The 342-nt window shown below is 64.3% G+C and carries 1 protein-coding gene; it reads left to right on the top strand.

The features are described from left to right. Nucleotides 1–342: FAD:protein FMN transferase (locus RVY79_RS18235; RefSeq protein WP_317465941.1), on the top strand; the 342-nt coding region annotated here is incomplete at both ends.

The following is a 342-nucleotide window of genomic DNA, read 5'->3' as shown; positions in this document are numbered from 1 at the left end:
TCATCAAGCAGACCCGCGCATCGATGGACCTGGGCGGCATCGCCAAGGGCTACGCGGTTGATCGTGCGATCGAGGTGATGCGTGCGCTTGCAATCGAGCGCGCTGTCGTCAATGCCGGCGGAGATTTGCGCCACCACGGAGCCCGGCCGATGACGGTCCAGGTGCGCGACCCGCGTAATGCGGCGCGTATTGCCGTGACGGTCACGCTGGACAATGCTGCACTCGCGAGTTCAACGGCGGGCGGTTTGGGTGCGCGTGCTGATAGCGCATCGCGTATTCACAATGCAGATCGAATCGATCTTCCAGCGCTGGCAGGGGCGACTGTGCAGGCGCCCACCTGCA

The sequence above is a fragment of the Chromohalobacter sp. HP20-39 genome (genome assembly GCF_033052815.1).
Taxonomy (GTDB): Bacteria; Pseudomonadota; Gammaproteobacteria; order Pseudomonadales; family Halomonadaceae; genus Chromohalobacter.
The sequence above is the reverse complement of the archived record's forward strand: the minus strand, read 5'-3'. Positions and strand labels throughout refer to the sequence as shown.